The 21,599-nt window shown below is 72.1% G+C and carries 12 protein-coding genes; 3 read left to right on the forward strand and 9 right to left on the reverse strand.

Annotated elements, in window-relative coordinates; genetic code table 11:
- Positions 1-68: 68 nt before the first annotated feature.
- Positions 69-1,001: a hydroxymethylbilane synthase gene (gene hemC, locus ABD366_RS07435; RefSeq protein ID WP_411293748.1), complete on the reverse strand. Its 933-nt coding sequence runs from the start codon at positions 999-1,001 to the stop codon at positions 69-71.
- 92 nt (positions 1,002-1,093) lie between these two features.
- Here hemC and ABD366_RS07440 point away from each other — a divergent pair, with 92 nt between their 5' ends.
- Positions 1,094-1,636, forward strand: a complete 543-nt coding sequence (locus ABD366_RS07440) for a hypothetical protein (RefSeq protein WP_324770529.1) — start codon at positions 1,094-1,096, stop codon at positions 1,634-1,636.
- A gap of 41 nt (positions 1,637-1,677) precedes the next feature.
- Here the strand turns inward: ABD366_RS07440 and ABD366_RS07445 are convergent, their stop codons facing one another.
- The 8 genes from ABD366_RS07445 to ABD366_RS07480 all read right to left on the reverse strand — a co-directional run bounded on the left by ABD366_RS07445 (position 1,678) and on the right by ABD366_RS07480 (position 15,143).
- The gene (locus ABD366_RS07445; RefSeq protein WP_324770528.1) at positions 1,678-1,935 is read right to left on the reverse strand and encodes a hypothetical protein; all 258 of its coding nucleotides are present in this window, start codon (positions 1,933-1,935) and stop codon (positions 1,678-1,680) included.
- Entirely contained in the window at positions 1,932-2,159 is a 228-nt protein-coding gene (locus ABD366_RS07450; RefSeq protein ID WP_324770526.1) for a hypothetical protein, read from the reverse strand. Before ABD366_RS07450 ends, ABD366_RS07445 begins: the two co-directional genes overlap by 4 nt.
- Before the next feature lie 103 nt (positions 2,160-2,262).
- Complete coding sequence (locus ABD366_RS07455; RefSeq protein ID WP_324770525.1) at positions 2,263-3,018, reverse strand: PIG-L deacetylase family protein; 756 nt, start codon at positions 3,016-3,018, stop codon at positions 2,263-2,265.
- A gap of 251 nt (positions 3,019-3,269) precedes the next feature.
- Positions 3,270-4,601, reverse strand: coding sequence for an alpha/beta fold hydrolase (locus ABD366_RS07460; protein WP_324770524.1), 1,332 nt, complete (start codon positions 4,599-4,601; stop codon positions 3,270-3,272).
- A 69-nt stretch (positions 4,602-4,670) separates the two neighbouring features.
- Positions 4,671-5,699, reverse strand: coding sequence for a LacI family DNA-binding transcriptional regulator (locus ABD366_RS07465; RefSeq protein ID WP_324770523.1), 1,029 nt, complete (start codon positions 5,697-5,699; stop codon positions 4,671-4,673).
- A 70-nt stretch (positions 5,700-5,769) separates the two neighbouring features.
- Complete coding sequence (locus tag ABD366_RS07470; RefSeq protein ID WP_324770522.1) at positions 5,770-8,973, reverse strand: family 78 glycoside hydrolase catalytic domain; 3,204 nt, start codon at positions 8,971-8,973, stop codon at positions 5,770-5,772.
- A 31-nt stretch (positions 8,974-9,004) separates the two neighbouring features.
- The gene (locus ABD366_RS07475) at positions 9,005-12,403 is read right to left on the reverse strand and encodes a glycosylhydrolase-like jelly roll fold domain-containing protein (protein ID WP_324770520.1); all 3,399 of its coding nucleotides are present in this window, start codon (positions 12,401-12,403) and stop codon (positions 9,005-9,007) included.
- Positions 12,404-12,557: 154 nt separating this feature from the next.
- Complete coding sequence (locus tag ABD366_RS07480) at positions 12,558-15,143, reverse strand: beta-L-arabinofuranosidase domain-containing protein (protein WP_324770519.1); 2,586 nt, start codon at positions 15,141-15,143, stop codon at positions 12,558-12,560.
- 284 nt (positions 15,144-15,427) lie between these two features.
- Between ABD366_RS07480 and ABD366_RS07485 the strand changes: the two genes are divergently transcribed.
- On the forward strand, positions 15,428-18,400 hold the full coding sequence (locus ABD366_RS07485) for a glycosyl hydrolase (RefSeq protein WP_324770518.1): 2,973 nt from the start codon (positions 15,428-15,430) through the stop codon (positions 18,398-18,400).
- Positions 18,401-18,496: 96 nt separating this feature from the next.
- Positions 18,497-21,598 carry a family 78 glycoside hydrolase catalytic domain gene (locus ABD366_RS07490; RefSeq protein WP_324770517.1) on the forward strand — a complete coding sequence of 1,034 codons (3,102 nt, stop codon included), beginning with the start codon at positions 18,497-18,499 and terminating at the stop codon, positions 21,596-21,598.
- Position 21,599: the final 1 nt, after the last annotated feature.

Below are 21,599 nucleotides of genomic sequence, written 5' to 3' on the forward strand. Positions count from 1 at the left end.
GTCCGGGTCCGGGTCCGGGTCCGGGTCCGGGTCCGGGTCCGGCTGTCAATGGCGCTCAGTGCGGGCGCTCAGTGCGCGATGCCGTCGATCAGCTCCCGTGCCCCCTGCCGCAGCAGCGCCACCGCCACGGACATGCCCAGCGTCGCGGGGTCCAGCGGTCCGGCCCACTCCTGCGCGTTCAGCACGCGCTTCCCGTCGGGCGTGAACACACAGGCCCGCAGCGACAGATCACCGCTGCGCTCGGCCCGTGCGTAGCCGGCGACCGGCGAGTTGCAGTGTCCCTGCAGCACATGCAGGAACATGCGCTCGGCGGTCGCCTCCCGCCAGGTGTCCCGGTGCCCGAGCCCCCGCACCGTGTCGAGGGTCGCCTCGTCGTCGGCACGGCACTGCAGGGCCAGGATGCCGGCCCCGATCGGCGGGCACATCAGCTCCGGCGGCAGCACGTCCGTCATGAGGTCGGGGCGCCCGATCCGCTCGAGCCCCGACACGGCGAGGAGCAGCGCGTCCGCGTCGCCCGCCGCGAGCTTCTCCAGGCGGCGGTTGGCGTTGCCCCGCATCGGTACGCACGCCAAGTGCGGGTGCGTGGCTGCCAGTTGAGCCACCCGGCGCACGGACGACGTCCCGATGCGGGTGCCCTCGGGCAGCTCGTCCAGGGTCCGTCCCTGCGGATCGATCAGCGCGTCGCGGACGTCGTCACGCTTCAGGTAGGCGCCGAACGTGCACCCTTCGGGCAGCGGCCGGTCGGCCGGGATGTCCTTGAGGCAGTGCACGGCGAGATCGGCGCGCCCGTCGAGCAGCGCCTGGTCGACCTCCTTGGTGAAGGCCCCCTTGCCGCCGAGCTTCGAGAGATCGCCCATCCACCTGTCGCCGCTGGTGGTGACGGGGACGACCTCGGTGCGGATCCCCGGATGGAGTGCGGCGAGTTCGGCGCGGACGCGCTCCACCTGGGCCAGCGCCATCGGGGAGGAACGGGAGACGATACGGATCAGCTCGGCAACCATCAGGCCACGATAGTGCTCCGCGCGCCCACCCGTTGACCGGGCGGAGCGAAATGGCCTCGCGTACGGGTGACGCCTCCTGGCACGCTCGCCCCATGGATGACGACGCGGAAGTACTCCTCATCGGCGGCCGGGCCGGTGTCGGCAAAACGACGGTGGCCTGGGAGGTCTCGGTGTTCCTGCGCGCCGCGGCGGTCCCGCACGCGGTCATCGAGGGCGACTTCATGGGCCAGATACATCCGGCCCCCGAGGGCGATCCGCACCGGTCGGACATCACCGAGCGGAACTTGACGGCGGTCTGGGCCAACTTCGCCGGGACCGGCTGCCGCCGCCTGATCTACACGAACACGGCGAGCGTGCTCCCCGAGACGACCGGCATGTTCGAGCGCGCCATGGGCCCGAAGGTACGGATCACCAGAGTGCTGCTCACCGCCACCGACGCCACCGCCCGCGAGCGCCTTACGGGCCGCGAACTCGGCTCCGAACTGGAGCACGAACTGGCGGGCAGCGCACGCAAGGCGCGGCTCCTGGATCAGCGGTGCCCTCCGGAGACGGCGCGAGTGGTGACGGACGGGCGGAGCGTCGTCGACATCGCGCGCGAGGTGACGTCGGCGACCGGCTGGACGGACCGGGACTGACCGCCGCGGCGACCGCCCGTCGCGACTGAGCGACTGAGCGGCTACGCGGAGCCCAGCGGGCAGGACCGGGAGTGGTACCAGTACCGGCGGGTCTGCTCGCTGTCCTCGTCGCCGCCCTCGGGGGCACCGCAGGTGCACTGGCCCGCTCGGGGGTCGATGAGGCCCGCGGCGTCGCGCTGACCGACTTCCCTCAGCTCTACGGCGAGTTGATGGGCGTAGTCCTCGACGAGGAGCGCGGCCGACGCCGCGGTGTGGCCGCCGCGGCGCAGCTCCTGGATCAGCTTGGAGCGTGCCATCATCGGCGCGGTCCTTCGGGGGCTTCGGGTGCGCCCTTCAGGAGGCGGCGCAGGTACTCGCGGCTCCAGCCGGTGATCCGGGCCACCTCCGCCTGTTCGCCCCGCTGTACGTCGTCCTGGCCGAGGATCGCGATGGCTTCGGCCTGGAGGTCGAGGCGGGCGCCTTCGAGAGCCTCTTCGGCGTCCCGGTAGCGCTGGGCGGCGAGTTCGAGCTTGGCTGTGTCCACGCCTCCGAGTCTCCCACAATCTTGGCCAACCGAGTTGGCCGAAACCCGGCGCGCCCCTCCGCTGACCGGCGCGTTCCTCCACGGACGCCTACCGGCCGGACACCTACCGGCCGAACACCTCGAAGGCCACCGCGGGCTTCCCGCCGAACCGGTCGGCCGCCGCCTGCGCGTTCTGCGTCAGGAACGTACGGCAGTACGTCTCCGGGTCCTCGTCCGTCAACGCCTCGATGTACGTGCGGTGGGCGAGCAGGGAGCGGACCGAGCGCTCCAGTCCTGCGGTGGCGTCGACGGCGTGCGTGGGCTGTGCGGAACCGGCGACTGCCACCCACCGCACGCCGTCCCACGGCTCCAGGCCCCGCTCGGTCAGCTCGGGGAAGATCCAGCGGTTGCCCGCGTCGCCCGCGGCGTCGAGCGTGGCCCGGCCGACCGCGACGTGGTCGGGGGTGTTCCAGGCGACGCCGCCCCAGGTGTCGCGGTGGTTGAGGGTGATGACGAGTTCCGGGCGGTGGCGGCGGATCGCGGCGGCGATGTCGCGGCGCAGCGCCGTGCCGTACTCGACGACCCCGTCCTTGTGGTCGAGGAACTCGACGGTGTCGACGCCCACGACCGCGGCACCGGCCCGCTGCTCCCGCTCGCGCAGCGGGCCGCACGTGTCCGGTGCGAGGGTGTCGATGCCGGCCTCACCGCGGGTCGCGAGGACGTACGTGACCTCCCGCCCGGCGTCGGTCCACGCGGCGATCGCCGCCGCGCAGCCGTATTCCAGGTCGTCGGGGTGGGCCACCACGGCGAGGGCGCGCGTCCAGTCGTCGGGCATGGGCTCCAGCGGGGTCTGCGCGGGCTTCGGCGCGTGCGGGCTCATGCCCCGCAGCGTAGGCGCTCCGCTCGGGGTGCGGGTCGTTTCCGGCTGCCGTTCGGCGGGGTGTGCTCGTCGGCCGACCGCCGCGCCGTCGTGGCTCAGCGCGCAGTTCCCCGCGCCCCTGGAGCATGCGGCTTCGCCGCAGCCCCATGCCCCGGAGATGGCGCACGCAGTGCGCATCTCAGGGGCGCGGGGAACTGCGCGGGAAGCCCCACCGGGCCGCAGCCGGGCACGCCGACCGAACCCCCGCGGCGTCACACCTCCCCGCGCACCATCCCGAGCAGCCGATCCAGGACACGGGGCCCACCCGCTCGTACGCCGTCGTGCTCGAACTCGTTCGTGACCCAGGGGCGCAGGCCGCGGATGGTGGCGGCCGTCCGCAGGGAGTGGCCGGTGTCGACGTACATGTCGTCGTGGTACACGGCGGCCGCCACCGGCACCTCGTTGGCCGCGAGCCGGGTCGCGTCGTACAGCGGCGCCCAGTCCGTACGCGTGGCCAGGTCCTGCGCGACGTCGCGCAGGGGCCGCAGCGCCGGGTCGCAGTCGAACTGCCAGGGGTGGATCGACTCCCCGGTGAACATCAGGGCCGCGCCGGACGCGAGCGCCTTCTCGCCGTCGAACTGCGGGAACTCCCCGCGCACGCGCTCCGCCGCCCAGTTCGTGGCGCGGCCTCCCTGCGCGTAGATCACCTCGTGCAGCAGCGCGTAGATCGGGTGGCCCGCGAACGAGAGGGCCGACGCCACCTGCTCCTGGAACGCGTCCGAGAGCGCGCGCCCGTCCGGGGTGCGTACGAACGCGTCCTCCAGCAGGTAGTGCAGCCGGTCGCTGCCGTCGCCGCCGCCGAGCCAGATGCCGAGGGACTGGAACGCTTCCAACGTGAGGCGGTAGCCGTTCGGGAGGACCGGCTCGTGCTCCAGGACGTACGCGGCGATCTCCCGCGCGCGCTCGACGTCCATCGGGTAGCGGGCGTAGTGCGCCCGGACCTTGCGCTCGATGCGCGGGTACGCGGCCCTGTACACGTCGTCGGCGTCGCCGTCCAGGGTCGGCAGGCCGCCCGTGATGAGCGCTGCCGTGAGGCCCTCGGGCGCGGTCGACAGATAGTGGGTGGCGCAGAAGCCGCCGAAGCTCTGGCCGAGGATCGTCCAGGGCGCGCCGCCCGTGACCTCGCGGCGGATCAGTTCGCTGTCGCGGACGATCGCGTCGGCGCGGAAGTGGGCGAGGTAGTCGGCCTGGGCGGCGGCGTCGCCGCGCAGCGGGAGCGTCTGCCGGTTGACGGGCGTGGAGGCGCCGGTGCCGCGCTGGTCGAGGAGGAGGACGCGGTGATCCTGGAGGGCGCGGCCGAGCCATGCCTGCTTGCCGGAGAACCGGTTGGCGCCGAAACCGGGGCCGCCCTGGAGGTAGAGCAGCCAGGGCAGTTCCTCGCCCTCGCGGCCCGCGGCGACGGCCTCGCGCGCGTAGACCTCGATGTGTTCGCCGTCCGGGACAGCGTGGTCCAGGGGGACGGAGAAACGGCGGTCGGTGAGGACGACCCCGGGCTGGCGGTAGCTGACGGCGCTCAAAGCGGCTCCTGTGCGGGAGTTCTGCATACGGTGCGGGCTGCCCGGATTCCGGACGTCCGGGTCCGCGCCCAGTTCAGCACACGACCGTCGCAGGTGTCAGCGCGGGCCCAGACTGGAGCCGCGGACGACGAGTTCGGGCTGGAGCACGACACGGCGGTGCTCATGCGCGGTGCCCGGGTGGTCGGCGGCGGCGATCTCCTCCAGAAGGAGGCCGGCGGCGAGCGCGCCCATGGTGACGGCGGGCTGGCGCACGGAGGTCAGCGGGACGGCAGCGGCGGCGGCGAACTCGATGTCGTCGTAGCCGACGATCGCCACGTCCTCGGGGACCCGCACGCCGGCCGCGTACATGGACTGCAGGACGCCGAGGGCGAGCAGGTCGTTGGCGCAGAAGACGGCGGTGGGGCGGTCGGCGAGGCCGAGGAGACGGGCGCCCGCGTCGCGCCCGGCGGCGACGTCGAGCCGCTCGGTGGGCAGTTCGTGCAGGGCGGAGCCGGGCAGCCCGGCCTCCGCGAGTGCGCGCAGGGCGCCCTGGCGGCGGTCCTTGACCTGGTTGAGCGCGGGCGGGCCGCTGACGTAGGCGATGCGGCGGTGTCCCGCGTCGACGAGGTGGCGCACGGCGAGCGCGCCCCCGTTCACGTCGTCGACGGAGACCGAGCATTCGGTGGCGCCCTCGGCGACGCGGTCGACGAGGACGAAGGGGATGTCGTGGCGCCGGAACCCCTCGACGGTGCGGCCGGTCGCCTCGGCGGGGGTGAGCAGCACGCCGCGCACCCGCTGTTCGGCGAAGAGGGAGAGGTACTCGGCCTCCTCCGACGGGCTCTGCGCGCTGTTGCACACCATGACGCCGAGCCCGGCGTCGCGCGCGGCACGCTCGGCGCCGCGCGCGACGTCCACGAAGAACGGGTTGCCCATGTCCAGGACGAGCAGGCCCATGATGCGGCTGCGGCCCGCCCGCAGCTGGCGGGCTGACTCGCTGCGGACGTAGCCGAGGCGGTCGATGGCCGCGAGGACGCGGGCCCGGGTCTCCTCGGCGACGGTCGCGGGCCGGTTGATGACGTTCGAGACCGTGCCCACGGACACCCCGGCGACACGGGCGACGTCCTTGATCCCCACGGACTGTGCCATCGGGCGTGGACCTCCAGGTGAGCGGGTGCGGCAGGGGGAGTCTACGGGGGACGACCCGTTCGGCGTTCGGTCAGTCGGACAGTGCGGGGCCCTCCTCCGGGACCGGCGTGTACGCCGACCGGAACGTCCAGGTCCCCGAGCCGACCTCGTACGTGGCCACGCCGTCCGCCCGGCCGACGAGCCGCGCGCCCTCGGGCGCCGTGACGCGGCCGGTGGAGACGGGCATCTCGACGCGGGCCGTGCTGCCCGCGGGCACGCGCGCGGTCAGGGTCAGCCGGTCGCCGTCGCGGCGCCACTGGGTCGCGGCCTCGCCGTAGGGGGTGGTGTACGTGGCCCGCGCCGACGTCAGGTCGCCGACGACGGCCGGGGCGATGCGCAGCTTCCGGTAGCCGATCGAGTCCGGTGTCTGGTCGAGTCCGGCGAGGCCGCGGGTGAACCAGGCGTCGATCGCGCCGAGCATGAAGTGGTTCTGCGACTGGCCCGATCCGCCGTCCCAGCTCTCGCCGAGCGTGGTGTTGCCGGCGAGGACCTGGTAGCCGTAGCTGGGTGAGGTGGTCTGAGTGGCAACCTTGTAGACGACGTCGTCGCGGCCTTCCTGCGACAGCACCCGGAACGCGGCGGGCAGGGAGATCTCGCCGAGCAGCAGGTGGTGCCGTGCGGCCTCGATCGAGTCCACCAAGTGGGCGAGCAGGCGCGGGCGTTCGCCGTCGGGGTAGGCGCCCATGTCGAGCGCGAGCGCCTCGGCGCCCTGCCCGCCGCCGCCGAACGTACCGGTCTCCTCGTCGAAGTATTTGTCGGAGAGCGCCTTCGCGCTCGCGTCCGCCTTCGCCCGGTAGGCCGCCGCCTCCTCGTCCTGGCCGAGGACGCCCGCGATGTCACTGAGCGCGTCGAGGATGCGCCAGTAGCCGTATGTGCCGGAGACGGTTTTGGGGAAGGTCTTGTCCGGGGTGAACCAGTCGCCGAGCGAGTAGTCGAGGAGGCCGCCGGAGACCTTCTGCTCCAGGAAGGTCACGTACTTCTTCATCTGCGGGTAGTAGGCGCGCAGTGTGTCCTGGTCGCCGTACGTCGTGTAGAGCTGCCAGGGGACGAGGACGAACGCGCCGCCCCAGTTGGCGTCGTTGCGGTAGGTGCCGGCGAGTTCGACGTAGTCGGGGACGGTGGAGGGGATCAGTCCTTCGGTGGTCTGCGCGTCGGACATGTCGCGGACGATCTTGCGGAGGTAGGACCGCATGTCGTAGTTGGCGGCGAGGGTCGGGAAGACGAGCTGGTCCTGTTCGAGCCAGCCGAGCTTCTCGCGGCTGGGGCAGTCGGTGAGGACGCTCATCATGTTGCCCTCGACGGCCCGGCGGGTGATCGAGTGGATGCCGTTGATGAGGTCGTCGGAGCTGGTGAAGGAGCCCGCCGAGTTGTTGTCGGCGCGCAGGACCTTGCCGCGCACCGACACGGTCGCGCCCTTCGGCAGGCCGCGGATCTCCACGTAACGGAAGCCGTGGTAGCTGAACTTGGGGTGCCAGGTCTCGCGCCGGGAGCTGCCGGTGGTGTAGCTGTCCCACAGGGGCGCGCCGACGTTGCTGATGGACTGGTTGGCGTGGCCGTCCTTGAGCCCCTCTGCGGGGTAGGCGCGGATCGTGGTGCCCTTGGGGGCGGTGACGGTCAGCTCGGGCCAGCCCGCGATGTTGCGGCCGAGGTCGAAGACGCGGCTGCCGTCGGCCGCGCCGGACACCTCGGTGCCCTTGAGGGTTTCGACGACGCGGACGGGTTCGGTCTCGCGGGCGCTGAGAGTGGCGGGCGTGTCGGCGGCGTCGACCTGCCGCGCGGCGGCCCAGGACGTAGGGGTGCGGCGGGCGTCGTAGTCCTCGCCGCCGTACCAGTTCGAGGACGTGGTCGCGCCGAGCGCCGTGCGCCAGTCGGTGCCGGAGGCGATCCGGCGTACCGTGCCGTCGGCGAGGGTGACCTCCAGCTGGGCGATGAGCTTGGGGTCGGCCTTGTTGCCGTACAGCTTGCGGTAGCGGTCGGCGGTGGAGAGCTGGTTGGAGATGCCGTTGCCGAGTTCGATGCTCAACGCGTTGGCGCCGCGCTTCAGTTGGCCGGTCACGTCGTACGTGGCGTACTGGACGCGGTCGGCGAAGTCGGTGTTGGCGGGTTCGAGGACGGCGTCGCCGACGGGTTCCCCGTTGACGTTCGCGTCGTACACGCCGAGCCCGGCCATGTAGAGGCGGGCCTTGCGCACGCCCTTGGGGAGGGTGAAGTCCTTGGCGAACACCGGGAGTCCGGACGGAAGATAGGGCTCCGGCGGCTGCTGCCCGGTGACCTGGGCGACTGTCGTGTACGGACCATCGGCCGCGTCCGCCGCCGCGAGACTGTAGTCGACGGGGAAGTTCGGGACGCGACCGTCGGCGGTGAGGACGTCCGCGCGCGGATAGAGGACGACCTGGTCGAAGGTCCTGGCTTCTTTCAGGTCGAGGGTGAGGGTGACGGGCGCGTCGGGACTGTCGCTGTCATGGGTTCGGCTCTGGTAGCCAGCCCCCTGATTCCAGGCGCTGTTGGGCAGCCCGTCGGTCGCCAGCTTCGGTTCCCACACCTTGCGCTCGGTGTCGGTCTCGGAGGCGGTGACGGTGGCGCCGAGGGCCGCGTTCGTCCCGGGGGCCGTCGAGTCCTTCACCTCGATCTCGGCGAGCTGAAGACGATGGGCGAGGGCCGGGAAGTCGTCGGCGTACGGCAGGCCGAGCCTGGTGACATCGAGGCGTACGTAGCGTGCGGTGGTGCGGGGCAGGGCGACGGTGACCGGCTGGACGGTGCGCTTGCTCAGCTGCCAGTCCTTGTTGGTGATCCAGTCGGCGGACCAGTCCTTCGCGGTGGTCAGGCCGGTCTCGAACACGGACGGCGCGCTCCAGGCGGCGGCCCGTCCCGTGCCCGGCGACCACAGTTGGACGCGCCAGTACACACGGGCGCGGGAGCCGAGGCCGCGCCCCGCGTAGGTGGCCTGCGGCACCTTGGAGGTGACCCTGCCGGAGTCCCACAGGTCCGGGCGGCCCGTGGTGAGTGCGGCGCGGCTGGTGGCGGCCTGGATCCGGTAGGCGCTCTGGGCGGCGCCGCGCAGCTGCCAGGTCAGTTCGGGGGTGGTGTCGTCGATGCCGAGGGCGCTGTCGAGGGCCTGGGTGCGCAGTGCGGTGGCCGTGCTGCTCGCGCCGGGCGTGGCCACGGCGGACGGGGCCACGGTGACGAGGGCGGTGAGCGCGGTCGCGAGCAGCAGGGAGTGTCTGCGTCGGGTCATGGCGGAGGTCTCCGGGTTCGGGATCGGGCGCTCAGGCGCGGGTCGGCGCGAGGTCGACGGTGAGGGGTCGGCGGGGGTGGAGGACGACGGGGCCGAGGAGGCCGGACGGCAGGGGTTTGTTGCGTTCGTTGGAGAGGGTGTTGGAGACGCGCACCGAGATCCGGTTGACGCCCGCCTTGAGTCCGTCCGTCACGTCCACGATGTACGGGGACCAGAGCGCGGGCGCGAACTCCCGCCCGTTCACCGTCACTTGGGCGACTTCGCGGACCGTGCCGAGGTCGAGCAGGAGGCGGCGTCCGCGGAGCGCGGAGGCGGTCAGGGTGACGTCCTTGGTGTAGGTGCCGCTGCCGGAGTGGAGCGGGGCGATGTCGCTCCAGGAGCCGAGCGGGCGGGTGACCGGCTCCACGCCGTCCTCGTCGACCGTGAGCGTCCAGTCGCCGTCGACGGGGATCGGGGTGAGCGGGTCGGTGATCTTCGCGGTGCCCGTGTACGTGCGGTCGCCGTCGCGGCCGGTGAGGCGGTGGGTGCCGGGTGCGTCGGCGAGGGCGGTCACCCGCAGGGTCTTCCTGTGTCGGGTCACCGCGCTCACGGAGAGCCCGTCGGTGTGGGTGAGGTACGGAGTCGCCGTGCCCCGGCGCCGGACGACGACGGCGAGGGTCTCGTACGGGTCGAGGACCAGCGGGAGGCGGACCCCGTGCCGGGTGGGCAGGCCGCGTACAGGCGCGGGCCGGGCCGTGCCGGTGGCCGGGTCCCACAGCTCGGGTTCGCCCTGTGCGGGCAGCAGGGCCGTGGTGGTCACCCGGACGCCGCTCTCGTTGTTGAACAGGAACGCGGTGTCGGCGCCGCGCGTGGTGCGCAGGACACGGACGGCGTCGGCGGCCGGTTCGAGGACGGCGGCCCGGACGCCGGCCTCGTGCGCCACGGCGGCGAGACCGTCCACGTCGCCGACGCGCGTGGCGCGCTCGCCGCGGAACAGCCTGCCCAGTTCGCCCATGAGTGCCGCGTCGTCGCCGTCGGCCGCGAGTGCGGGCGGCTCACCGACCGCGACGACCGTGCCTCCGGAGCGTACGAAAGCGGTCAGCGACCGGGCGGTCGCCGTGTCCAGTACGGGAGTTGCGGGCAGGACGACGAGTTCGTACGCGGCCTTGCCGACCCGGAGCAGCCCCTTGTCGGTCTCCGCGTGGGCGAGCAGCGCCTTGTCGCCGCTCAGCGCGCCCTCGTGGACGAGGTCGAAGTCGACCTGGGCCCGCTCCAGGGCGTAGGCGGCCTCCGCGAAGGCGTCGTCGACCTCGCCTTGCCGTGGGGTGCCGGTGAACTGCTCGGCGGCGCGCTGGGGCTGGAGCAGCGCGGTGCGGGCGCCGGAGGTGCCGCGGGCCAGTTCCATGACGCGGCCGATCCATGCGGAGACCGGCGGCATCGCCCACCACCACGGGTTGCGGGGGCCGAACGGCGGCGCGAAGAACACATGGGTCTCGTCGGTCCACAGGGCGTGCAGGACGGCGAGGTTGACGCCGCGGGTGGCGTACGCGCCGACGAGGGCCCGCATGAAGTCGGGGGCGATCTGCCAGCCCATGTTGCCGAACATCTCCATGAGGACGCGCGGCCGGCCGGTCTGGTGGGCGACGGAGGCCGGGTTGCGCGGGTCCGTCGTCGGGGTGTCCAGCTCGTACTCGGCGGTGATGCAGTCGCCGCCCGGCACCTGCGCCCACTGGTTGATCTTGTGGAGGTCGCCGGTGGAGGCGATCCGCTTGGAGGGCGCCGTCTCGTCGTACAGCGGGTTGGTGATGAGGCGCACCCCGCGCTCGGCGTACCACTCGGACTGCTTCTCGAAGTAGCGCGAGAACCGGTCGGAGACGGCCTGCCAGTAGCGTCCGCGCAGTACGCGGCCCTGCTCGCCGAGGTCGTCGAAGGCGCTCGCGTACGCGCGTCCCGGCTCGGCGCCGATCCCGTCGAGGGCGGCGGCGAGCGTGGGCGACCAGGGGCGGCGCTTGAAGGAGTGCGGCTGGGCGGAGGCGATGAACGGTTCGTCGTCCCAGAAGCCCTTGACGACGGTGCCGAAGTAGCGGCGGAAGCGGCGGTGGTACTCGCCGGGCACGATGGAGAGGAACAGCTCGACCGGTTCGTCGTCGAGGAGGTCGAGGTAGCCGCGGGCGTACCCGGTCGAGTCGTCGACGAGGTCGAGGCCGCCGAACAGGTCGATCTGCCACTCCCCCGCCGGTACGCGCCAACTCCCCTTCTTTATCTGGCCGGTGAGTTCCACGAGGTCGGCGGCGTCGGTCGAGCCGGCCGGTCGGGCGGTCGCCGCGGCGGGCACGGGGACGCCCTTCGGCGCGGTCCTGGCGGCGAAGTCCCCTGCGGCCGACGAGGCGTCGAAGGTCTGCGTGTAGAGGGCGGCGCCGTCGGCGCCGGTCACCTTCAGCTCCTCCCACAGGGATCGCTGCCCGTCACGGGCGTGCACGCCCACGCTGTGGTGGGTCAGCGTGGCGTCGGTGACGGTGCCCTTGTCCTTGCCGTCCAATGTGACGGCGACACCGGCCCCGCTCACGGTGACGGCGAGGGTGTGGAACTTCGTCTTGTTGAAGCCGTCGGTACGCGTGGACTTCGCGACCTGGGTCACCGTGCCGTCGGCGACCCGCGACAGGGTCACGACACCCGTCTGGTCGAACTCGACGAGGAGCCCGTCGCGGCCGTCGGCCGAGGCGCGGACCAGCAGCCCGGCGGCCAGGACGTCCGGCTTGGCGCTCGCGGTGACGGTGCAGTCTCCCCAGCCGGCGCCGGCCCGCAGCACGGCGGGACCGGCGAGGACGGCGGCGTCGGCGATCAGCTGCCCGGTGTCGACCCCGACGCCCGTCGTCTCGGACAGGCTGACGGTGCGCGGCCCCTGGACGACGACGGTGGACCGCCACAGACCTTTGAGCCGCAGGTCGGGGCGCGGCTCGTAGGTGCGCGAGCCGACCGTGCCGCCCTTGGTGACGAAGTATCCGGCGCGGCCGCTCGGGAAGTGGTTGTCGTTGAACAGCCACACCTTCATGCCGGTCTTCTCGGCGGTCTCCAGGACGTGCCCGACGATGTCGAACCACTCCTCGGTGAAGAAGGCCGGCTGCATCTCCGCGTTGTCGTACGGGAAGACGACGACCTCGTACAGCCCCTTGGACCGCAGGTCGGCCATCTGAGTGGAGACGAGTTCGCGGGTGACCGGCCCGTTCCAGTACCAGTACACGGCGGGCCGGCTGTCGCGGCGCGGGTCGGCGAATCCGTCCGCGTCGTAGGTGACGGCGCCGCGGTCGGCGAAGGCGAGGCCGGGCAGGCCACCGGTGACGGCGGCGGCCGTGAGCGCGGAGACGGCGACGAAGCCGCGTCTGGACAGGGCGGGCAACGGCTGGGCGGACAGCGGCAGATCGGTGTGCTGTTCCGGGTGCTGTTCGGGCATGGCGAGGCTTTCTGCTCAGGTCAGGCGTACGGGCGGGGCGGGTCAGACCCGGAGCGGGACAGACGCAGGACGGGTCAGACGCAGGACGGGTCAGACGCAGGACGGGTCAGACGCAGGACGGGTCACGCCCAGAACGGGTCACGCCCAAGACGGGTCACGCGCGGGCGAGCGCCGCGATGTCGGCGGCGGGCAGGGCCCGGTTGTGGATGCGGAATCCGGCGACGGCGCCGTGCAGATACGGGTGGGTGGAGTTCTGCGAGCGGCCCAGGTAGTTGCGGGAGGTCGCGCCCAGCAGCAGCGGCGAGGAGACGAAGGCGTCGTTGCGGCCGGCTTCGGCTCCGTCGACGTAGAGGACTCCCGAGGCGTCGCCCACGGTGAGTGCCACATGGGTCCACGTACCGGTCGGCAACGGCGCGTCCGCGTCGACGAAGTCCTCGCCCTCCATCCCGGCGATCTTCAGTGCGGCGCGCGGGCGCCCGGTGCCGGTGCGGGCGGCGAGGAAGAGATAGGTCGACTTGTGGTAGCCGAGGTCGAAGATCCGGGCCGAGTTGACCTGGGTGTCGACGCGGACCCAGGCGCTGACGGTCAGCTCGGCCAGGCCGGTGATGAGGCCCGGGGGCAGCGCGACATGGCCGTTGATCCCGTCCAGGGCGACCGCCGCGGTGTGCCCGTCGCGGCCGGTGGTCCAGGCGGCGCCACCCGTGAGCCGGCCGGCGGGGTGGCTGCCGGTGGCGTCGGCGACCGCGTCGCCCGATCCTTCGGTGAGGAGGTAGCGGGCGCTCTCGCGGGGGCGGCCGGGGCGCGGCACCGTCGCGAAGTAGACGTTGTAGTGCTCGTGGTGGATCTGGTGGAAGGGCCGCAGGGAGATGACCTTGCCGCCCACCTCGGTGGCCGTGAACTCGGTTCCGCCCGGCCTGACTTGGCGCACGGAGGCCCGGTCGAGTGACGGGATCGTGGGCGAGGCGGCGGTGCCGTACGCCCCGGCGAGGACCAGCGGCCCGTACGAGAGGGCCCCTACGTGCGGGTTGCCGGGGGCGGGGCGCCAGGTGAGAGCGCGGGGGAAGGTCAGCTCGACCGTGTCGCCCGTCTTCCAGTGCCGGTCGATGGTCAGGTACGAGCCGGGTGCGGCGGAGGACGTGTCGACGGCGCGTCCGTTGACGGTGGCGCGGGCGGTGAGGCGCCGGTCCGCGTCGGCGAGCCAGCCGGGGATGCGGACCTTGAGCCGGAAGCGGGCCGCGCCACGGGTGACCGCGATCCGCACCGGCCCACGGCCGTCCGGGCCACCGCCTGTCTGACGTAGCGTCACCCCTTGTGCACGCCAGCGGACTTCGGACGGGATGTACAGGTTCACGTACAAGGCGGCCCGCCCCGCCCCCCGCGTCCTGAAGTAGATGGTGTCCGCGAACTTGGTGTGGGCCTCCAGGCCGGTCCCGTGGTCGCAGGAGAAGTTGTCGTAGTCGCCGCTGTAACTGCCGGGCGCCGAGCCGAGGCCGCCCTTGGGCTGCCGCTGCGAACCGGCCCACAGACCGGTGTAGTACGTGACGAAGCCGTGCGCGGAGTCCGGGTCCTGCTCGCCGAGCAGCTGGTTGTTCAGCGCCCACTCGTGGTGGTCCATGTAGGCGGCGTTGCCGGGGTCGTGGAGGAAGAGGCGGCGGCCCAGCTTGAGCATGTTGTAGGTGTTGCAGTTCTCGCAGGTGTCCTCGGAGAGGCGGCTGACGATCTCGCCGGGCGGTCCGAAAAGCTCCTGGTTGGAGTTGCCGCCGATGACGTACGAATGGTCGTTGACAACGATGTCCCAGAAGTGGGCCGCGATCGCCCGGTAGCGCTCCTCGCCCGTGGCGTCGTAGAGCCGTGCCGCGCCCACGATCTTGGCGATCTCGGTGTTGGCGTGGTGTCCGTCGAGTTCGTCGCGCCCGGCGGCCAGCGGCGCGAACAGGTCCTCCTGGTCGAAGCGGCGTGCGGTGCGCAGCGCGGCCGCGTCACCGGTGGCCAGATGGAGGGCGGCGAGGACCTCGTTCATCCCGCCCCATTCGACGCGCAGGACATTGCGCACCTGGGTGTCGTCCAGCGGAGCCATGCGCCTCTCGACCCAGCCGGCCATCGCCCTCACGACGTCCAGGGCCTGCCGGTTGCCGGAGAGCCGGTACTGGTCGAGGAGCCCGGCCATGATCTTGTGGATCGTGTAGTACGGCGCCCAGGGCTTGCCGCCAGCCTCCAGGTCGGCGAAAACCTGCTCGGGGAAGGCCGAGAGATAACCCTCGGTGAACCCGGCCGCGGGCGCGGCCCGTTGGCACTCGGCGAGCGCGTTCACGAGGTGGCGGGCCTTGTCGGCGTACTCCTCGTCGCCCGTGTTGGCGTGGGCGAAGGCGAGGCCCGACAGGAGGTGCCCGGTGGTGTGGCCGCGCAGCTGGACGTCGGGGGCCTCCCAGCCGCCGCAGGGCTCGGCGTCCGAGGGCAGGCCGGCGTTCGTGCGGAAGGTGTGCAGCAGCCGGTCGGGGTCGACCGCCTTCAGGTAGGCGCAGGTGCGGCGCATGTTGGCCCGGAAGGGGCTGTCGAGCAGCGTCACGTCGGAGAGCGGGAGTTCGGCGAGCGGGGCAGCGGACGACCCGTGCTCCCGGCCGGTCGTGGGGGCGCCGGCCGCCGCCCGCGCGGTGCCGGACCCCACGCTCAGCACGGCGGCCCCCGCCGCCACACCTGATCCTGCGACGAAGTGGCGTCTCGTCAGCTGTGGTCCGGGCATGCGGCGGCTCCTTTGCGCGTCTGTTTCGACGTCCGGGCGAGGGGAGAGTGCGGTGCGACGGGCGCGCCACCGGGGCGGCGGTCAGGGCGACTTGAATCGTTTCGCCTTACACCGTCGGCAACTCTGCGCGAGGCGGCATCGCCTGTCAATCCGCTTGCACAGGTGCGTTTCCTGCACGCCTCTTGCCACGCGTCACGGCTGCACGTAGGTTCCTCCACCCCACATTGAATCGTTTGAAACTGTTCAACGGGGCTGTTCAACGAGTCTGTTCAACGAGGAGAACCATGAGCCTGCGCCGCCGGACCCTGCTGAGAATGGGCGCCCTGGCCGGGGCCGCGACGGCGCTGCCGTCAGCCGGTGTGCCGGAAGCGTTCGCGCAGGGTTCCACGGCGCGGCTGCCGGGGGCGGACCTGCGTGATCCGGCGGCGGCCGTGCGTCCCAAGTTCCGCTGGTGGTGGCCGGACGCGCTGGTCGACACCGGTGAGATCGCCCGGGAGATCCGGGAGATCGCGGCGGCCGGGTTCGGTGGGGTGGAGATCGCCGCGGTCACGCACAGCATGGACGAGCAGCTGGACACGGTGCGCCACGGCTGGGGCACCGTGGCCTGGCGGGCGGCGATCGAGGCGGCGCTGCGCGAGGCGAAGAAGCGCGACGTCGTGGTGGACCTGACGATCGGCCCGGCGTGGCCCGCCGCGGTGCCGTCGATCACGCCGGACAGCAGGGCCGCCGCCCACGAACTGGCGCACGGGATCGCCGTGGTCGCACCGGGTACGGCCTACGAGGGCCCGGTCCCCGCCGCCGTGAGCGAGGCCGAGGAAGGCGTCACCGACCAGCGGCTGCTGCTCGTACAGGCGGTGCGGGTGACGGCGGGCAGTTCACCGACGGCCGTACCCGTCCGCCTCGACCGGGACACGGTCACCGACGTCACCGCGCAGGTCAGCGGCGATCGCGTCTTCTGGACCGCGCCCGACGACGGTGCCACCTGGCTGCTGGTCGCCTACTGGGAGCGCGGCTCGGGCCAGCGCCCGGAGGGCCGCGACCACACCACGCCGCTCGCCTACGTCGTCGACCATTTCAGCGACGCGGGCACGCGCGCGGTCACCGACTTCTGGGAGGAGCACATCCTCACCCCCTCGATCCGGGGGCTGCTCAGGTCCACGGGCGGCACCCTCTTCGAGGACTCCATCGAGATCGAGACCGACGCGACCCTGTGGACGCCCGCACTGCCCGCCGAGTTCGAGCGGCGCATGGGTTATTCGCTCCTCCCCCACCTCGCGACGTTCGTCGAGAAGAAGGAGAAGTACGTCTTCAGCTTCGAGTCCTCGCTCGACAAGGCGGTCCGGCGCGACGTGATGGAGGTCGTCACCGAGCTGTACGTGGAGCACCACCTGCTGCCGCTGCAGAAGTGGGCGCACTCGCTGGGCATGAAGCTGCGTATCCAGCCGTACGGTCTGGAGACCGACGCGATCTACAAGTCGGCGCTCCTGGACGTCACCGAGGGCGAGTCGCTCGGCTTCAAGAACCTCGACGACTTCCGCTGCCTGGCCGGCGGCCGGGACATGGGCGGCAAGCCGCTCGTGTCGAACGAGGCGGGCGGCACCGCCGGCGGCGCCTACTCCACCACCTGGTCCGACACGCTGAAGAAGCTGGTCACGCAGTACGCGGCCGGAGTCAACCAGGCCGTCTTCCACGGCTTCGCGTACGCGGACGCGCCGGGCGCCCAGTGGCCCGGGTTCGCCGCGTTCTCGCCGTACAAGGGAGCCGCCGGATACGGCGAGGCGTGGGGCCCGCGCCAGCCGCTGTGGCGGCACACCCCGCAGGTCGCGGACTTCCTGGCCCGCGTCCAGAGCGTTCTGCAGACCGGCGTGAACAAGGTCGACATCGGGGTGCTCCGGCAGAAGGGCTACGCGGGTTCGGGGCTCGGCGCGCCCTGGTTCACCAGTGACGGCGTACCGGTCGGCTGGACGCACACGTTCCTCAGCCCGCGCCTGCTCGACCTGAAGTCGGCGGTGGTCCGGGGCGGCCGGTTCGCGCCGGACGGGCCCGCGCCCAAGGCGCTCCTCGTCGACGGCGACATCATGATCAACCGGGAGCACACGCTCCAGCTCGACGTAGCCGAGAAGCTCCTCGGCTACGCCCGCGCGGGGCTGCCCATCATCCTCATCGGCGACTGGGCCGACGCCCACGTCCCGGGCCTCGCCCGCCCCGGCGAGAACGAGCGGCTGCGCCAACTCCTGACCACACTGCAGCAGTTGAAGACAGTTCACACCGTCGCGGACCGGCCCGACGTGCCGGAGGCCATCGCCGCGCTCGGCCTGACCCGCGACGTCGAGTACGCCGAAGCGTCGATGCTGGTGCACGCGCACCGCGCCGACAAGAACGCCGACTACTTCTTCTTCGCCAACGACGCGGTCAGCAAGAAGGGGTCGACCGGCACCCGCATCACGCACGACGTCACCCTGACCTCGCACGTGAAGGGCGCGATCCCCCACCTCCTCGACCCGTGGACGGGCACGCTCACCCCGGTCGCCCTGTACACGCGCACCGACGACGGCCGGGTCCGCCTCACCGTCGACCTCCAGCCGGGCGCCGTCACCGTCCTCGTCCTGGCCCGCCCGTCCGGCGCCGCGCCGAAGCGGCACGCCACGGCGACGCAGGCCGACGACATCCGCGTACGAGAAGGCGGCCGGCTCGAGCTGCGGGCGTCGGCCGCGGGCACGTACACGACCACGCTCGACAACGGGCGCACCGTCACCACGAAGGTCGGCACGGTCCCGCCCCCCACCGTCCTCACCTCCTGGAAGCTGACGGTCGACGACTGGCGGCCGGGCGCGAGCGCGACCGAAACCGCCCATGAGCGCCATGAGTTGACGCTGGAAGCGCTCGCGCCCTGGTCGCGGCTGCCGGGCCTTGAGGACGTGTCCGGCATCGGCACCTACCGCACCACCGTGCGTCTGGGCCGGGAGTGGACCGCGGCGCACGGCGCGCTGCTCGAACTCGGCGGCGTCTTCGACACGTTCACCGTCCGCGTCAACGGACACGCTCTGCCGCCCGTCGACCAGCTCACCCGCGTCGCCGACCTCGGCACACGGCTGCGGCCCGGCGCCAACACGATCGAGATCGAGGTGGCGACGACCCTGCTGAACCGGCTCCGCGTGTCCCGCCCCGCCGTGTTCGGCGGAAACAAGCGGCAGGACTACGGCCTCACCGGCCCCGTCCGCCTCGTCCCGTACGCCCGCGCGGCCGTACGCACCTGACCTCCACCCGCACACGTACACACGCACACGCACACGCACACCGCAGCACCCCCCACCATCACAGAGCACCTTCACCGTCGAAGGGAAACCTGACAGATGAGCAGCGACATCCGCCGCAGGACCGTGCTGGCCGCGACCGCGGGCGCCGTGCCCGTCGTGGCCGCAGCCGGTACGTTCGCGAGCGCCGCACCCGCCAGGGCCGCCACCCCCACCGCGCCGGCCGACGGCGGCGGAGGCGCCGTCACCGGACTGACCGTCGAGCACCGCGTGCGGCCGCTCGGGACGGACGCCGCCGAGCCGCGCTTCGGCTGGCGCCTGAACTCGCAGCGGCGCGGGCTGACGCAGGGCGCGTACCGGATCCGGGTCGCGTCCTCGCCCGCCCGGCTCGCCGCCTCGCGCGCCGACGTGTGGGACAGCGGCCGGGTGACCTCGTCCGACTCCGTCGCCGTCCGGTACGACGGTCCGCGACTGAAGCCGTCCAGCCCGTACTTCTGGACGGTGACGGCGTGGGACGCGAAGGGCCGGCCGCTCGGCACCTCCTCCCCCTCGTCGTTCGAGACGGGCCTGCTCGGCTCCGACGGAGTGAGCGGCTGGGACGGCGCGCAGTGGATCGGCATGAAGGGCAAGGCGGCGAACTCGGCGGGCGCGCCACTGCTCCGCTGCGAGACGCCGCTGCGCAAGGGCAGAGTCAGCGAGGCCCGCCTGTACGTGACCGCGCTCGGCGTCTACGAGGCGTACGTGAACGGTGAGCGCGTCACCGTCCCGCAGGACGGGGGCCGGACCGTCGAGCTGCTGGCCCCGGGCTGGACCAACTACGACATGACCGTGAACTACCTGACGTACGACGTCACGGACAGCGTCACGGGCGGGCGGCCGGTGACGCTCGCCGCGGTCCTCGGCAACGGCTGGTACAACTCCCGTGTCTCCGAGGGCAGTACGTACTACTCCAAGGACGGCAACCCCCTCGCGTTCAAGGCCAAACTGCTGATCCGCTACGCCGACGGCAGCACGCAGAGCGTCGTCACGAAGCCGGGCGGCGGCTGGAAGGCCACCGACACCGGGCCCTACCGCGCCGACGACATCTACGACGGCCAGACGTACGACGCCCGCAAGGAACTCGACGGGTGGACGGCGAACGGCTTCGACACCGAGGACTGGGCCGACGTCGAACAGGTCGGCTACGCGGCGAAGTTCCCCGACGTGAAGCTGACCGCGTACCCGGGCGAGTCGGCCCGCCTGATGGACGCGTGGGACCGGCGTCCGCAGTCCGTCACGGTCTACAGCGAGGTCACGGGCGCCTCGTCGAGCGCCAACGGCAAGGGCCGCGTCGTGCCGGACCCGGCCCGCTCGACCGACAAGGAGCCGGGCCCGGTCGCACTGCGCCCCGGCGACACCGCCGTCTTCGACCTCGCCCAGAACATGGTCGGAGTCCCCCGCTACACCCTGCGCGGTCCCGCGGGCGCCGAAGTCGTCGTGAGGTTCGCCGAGATGCTCAACGACGACAGTGCGGGCGCGGACGGCCCGGTGGGTTCGCTGTACCGGGCCAATCTCCGCAGCGCCAAGGCCACGAGCACGTACATCCTCAGGGGCGCGAAGGACGGCGAGACCCATCAGGACTCGCTCACCTTCTACGGCTTCCGCTATGTGTCGGTGGAGGTGACGACGCCCGGCGCCGAGGTCACCGTCACCGGTCTCACCGGCAAGGTCGGCACATCGGCGATCCGTGACATCGGCAGCCTCACCACGGACGACGAAGCCATCAACCAGCTGATCAGCAACGTGCGTTGGGGCCAGCGCGGCAACTACCTGTGGGTGCCCACCGACTGCCCGCAGCGCGACGAGCGCCTCGGCTGGACCGGTGACACCCAGGTCTTCTCGAACACGGGCCTCTACAACACGGACTCCGTCGCGTTCCTCAGCCAGTTCGAGTCCATCCTCATCGAGTCGCAGAAGATCTACGGTGTGGACGGCGCCCAGTTCACGGCGGTGGCGCCCGGCAACCGGTACAACGCGGCGGCGCCGTGCAGCGGCTGGGCCGACTGCGGGGTGATCGTGCCGTGGACGGTGTGGCAGATGAGCGGCGACCGCACGATCGTCGACCGCAGCTGGGACGCGATGGTCCGCTACATCGACTGGATCCGGCAGAAGGGCGGGGACACGTACGCGGGGCAGGGCGCGATCTTCGCCGACTGGCTCGCGTTCCAGAACACCGGCACCCAGCTGATGAGCGACGTGTACTACGCCTACAGCGTCCAGCTGATGGCGCAGATGGCGCGGGCCACCGGACGCGCCGCCGAGGCCAAGACGTACGACGGCCTCTTCGGCAACATCCGGCGCGCGTTCCTGGCCAAGTACGTAGCGGTCGACGGCGACACGATCACGGTGAAGTCCAGCCTCGGCGGGAAGCCGCAGATGGGCGGCGATCCGGAGGACAACAGCCAGTCCGCGCTGCTGTGGGTCCTCAAGCTCGGCTTCTACGACACGCAGGCCCAACGCCGGTCACTGGTGGGCCTGTTGGCGGACAACATCGGCAACGACGCCGCGTACAAGGCGGCCCATCCGGACAGCGCCCGTGTGCAGTACGCGGAGAACACCCTGTCCGTCGGCTTCCTCGGCGTGAACGTCCTCGCGCCCGTCCTGACCGACGAAGGCCGCCCCGACCTCGCGTACAAGCTGCTCCACCAGAACGCCATGCCGTCCTGGCTGTACTCCGTGGAGAACGGTGCGACGACGGTGTGGGAGCGCTGGAACTCGTACTCGAAGGAGGACGGTTTCGGTCCCGTCGAGATGAACTCCTTCAACCACTACTCCTACGGCGCGATCGCCGAGTGGATGTACGCGTACATGGCGGGCATCGCCCGCGACCCGGAGCACCCCGGCTTCCGGCGGTTCCGCCTCCGGCCGCACCTGGACCCGACCGGCGCCATCACGCGGGTGACGGGCCGTCACCTCTCGCCGTACGGCGAGATCACGAGCGCGTGGTCGCTGGCCAAGGACGGGAAGCTGACGTACGAGGCGGTCGTCCCGGCGAACAGCGAGGCGACCCTGAGCCTGCCGGCGGTGTCGGCGTCCGCGGTGCGTGAGGGGCGGACGCCGCTGACCGCGGTGGACGGGGTGCGGTTCGTCGGCTTCGAGGACGGAACGGCCACGTATCGCCTGCCGGCCGGGCGGTATGAGGTGACCAGCACGGTGCGCTGAC

The sequence above is a fragment of the Streptomyces kunmingensis genome (genome assembly GCF_039533535.1).
Lineage (GTDB): Bacteria > Actinomycetota > Actinomycetes > Streptomycetales > Streptomycetaceae > Streptomyces > Streptomyces kunmingensis.